General features: G+C 50.4%; 1 protein-coding gene. It reads left to right on the top strand.

Annotation, left to right across the window (positions count from 1 at the left end; all coding sequences use genetic code 11):
- Positions 1-147: 147 nt before the first annotated feature.
- The coding region (locus ACI3UA_RS05560; RefSeq protein ID WP_439723839.1) for a putative bifunctional diguanylate cyclase/phosphodiesterase at positions 148-2,278 on the top strand (2,131 nt) is incomplete at its 3' end.

Here is a 2,278-nt window from a genome sequence, read left to right as displayed (position 1 = left end):
GAAGTCGCCGGTCAAGAAGAAGTTATCGAAAGATAGCTTCTTTTTTTGCAATTTTTTTGTGTTTTTCCAATAACTTGCAGGATATTTATTTTTTGTGGCGAATAACATACATATAATTTAATGTGATAAATAATTGAGGTGGATGGTATGAAGCTAGCACTTCATGAAAAAAATGACAGCTTTCAGGCTTTGATAGTGCTGGGACTGCTTTTGATGCTATGCATGGGAGCCTGTCTATATGCACTCTCACAGATAATGTACAGGGAAGCTGAAACCAGCATGGTGAACAGGACGATTCAGTCCAGGCATCTGATTGATGAGCGGATAAAAAAATACTATGAAACGCTGCAGTATGTCAATGCAGTGGCTGAATCCATGGGAGGCAGCAGGGAGGAGCTGAACGTATATATCCGAAGCGTGAATCCTGCCCTGGTGGATTTTTCCCTGATAGGCGCGATCACCCCGCAGGGGGAGATGATTTATGGCGACGAGGCGCCGTATGATATCCTGCCTGTGCTGCAGCAGAGCATGCGTGGCTACATGAAGGTACAGTATTATTGTTCAGGCATATTTGAGCATGTGATAGTCAGCATACCATGCTGGAGGAATGGCAGGGTTTGCGGAGCTGTTTACGGCGTCCTGAACAGCAAGGCCATGAATGGGCTTTTCAGTCATGAGGACGAGGATGGCTTCGTCTTTGCCGCATCCCGTCACAGCTGGCAGCTGGGGGTAAGCGGCATGCAGGTGGAGCAGCAGGGAGCGGTGCAGGCATTCTTTAACGATGAGAAGCATTGGGAAAATCTTTCTCACAAGCTGTACTACAATGATTATGGCATTGAGGCTTTTTCGGACAACGGCAAGGACTGGTACATGGTATCGGTGGCCGTGCCGGAGCTGGATGGCTGGTATGTGTACCGGCTGATGCCGGCCTGGATGGTGGACACGCCGATACATGATGTGCTGTATCTGGTCATGGTAGCTTCCATGGTGCTGGCGGTGCTCTTCTGGCTTGCTATGTGGACGCTGGATTCCAACAGGCGGGAGAATCAGGACAAGCTGGTGAAGCTGGCATATATTGACGATTTGACTGGATTGTACAATTATGCGGGTATGAGGCGAAAATGGCATACCGGAGGGCGCAAGCCTGTGACAATCTTTATTGTGGATTTTAACTCATTCAGTGCCTTGAACATGATTATGGGCAATGAGTATGGCGATATTGTACTGAAAAAGACGGCGGCTATATTGAAGGACGGAGTTGATCCGGGGGAAATGGTGTGTCGCGTAACGGCGGACAGGTTTGCTATTCTTATGAACGGTGAGGGTGCCATTGAGCGTGTGCAGACGCTTCTGGCCCAGGTTAGGGACAGCGTAAAGGAGTACACTATCGTTTTGTCGGCAGGAGCCAGTGTTGCCGAGGAGGGCGGTCATCTTAACGAGGCTTATGAGCGGGCCATTACGGCACTGAAATATGCCAAGCAGGGGAGCAATACCATTGTTTACTACGACCAGAAGATGTACGAGGAACAGCAGATGCGAAAACGGCTGGAGGAAGACTTTGAGCTTGCCCTGGAGCGTCGCGAGCTGAAGCTGTACCTGCAGGCAAAGCATCATCTGCAGTCTGATGACTGGGCTGGCAGTGAGGCTTTGGTCAGATGGCAGCACCCTGAGCTGGGAATGATTCCGCCGTACCAGTTTGTGCCGCTTTTGGAGGCTACAGGTGAGATAAAACGGCTGGATCTGTATATGCTGAAGGAGGCATGCCGCCTGATTCGCCGCTGGCTGGATATGGGCAGGGCGGTGTATCCTATTTCTGTAAATGTATCCAGGGCTCATTTTGCCAGCAGGGAACTGGTAAGAAATATATGCACTATAGCGGATTCCTTTAATGTGCCGCGAAATCTTTTGGAGCTGGAGATTACAGAGAGCGCTTTCTTTGATGATGCCGCGGTATTGATGGATCGTCTGCATGAGCTTTCCAAGGCCGGGTTCCGGCTGTCCATTGATGATTTTGGCACCGGCTATTCCTCCCTTTCCATGCTGGAGCAGATTCCGGCAGATGTGCTGAAGCTGGACAGGAATTTTGTGCTGGGCTGGGAGAGAAACCACAACAACAGCCTGATTGCCAATGTGGTGAAGCTGGCCAAGGATTTTGGTATGACCACGGTCATAGAGGGCGTAGAAACGGAAGAGCAGGCCGCGATGGCAAGGGAAAGCGGCTGTGATGTGGTACAGGGCTGGCTCTATGCCAAGGCAGAGCCTGTGGATGCGTATGAGA

Source organism: Anaerovibrio sp., assembly GCF_051866355.1.
Lineage (GTDB): Bacteria > Bacillota > Negativicutes > Selenomonadales > Selenomonadaceae > Anaerovibrio.
The sequence above is the reverse complement of the archived record's forward strand: the minus strand, read 5'-3'. Positions and strand labels throughout refer to the sequence as shown.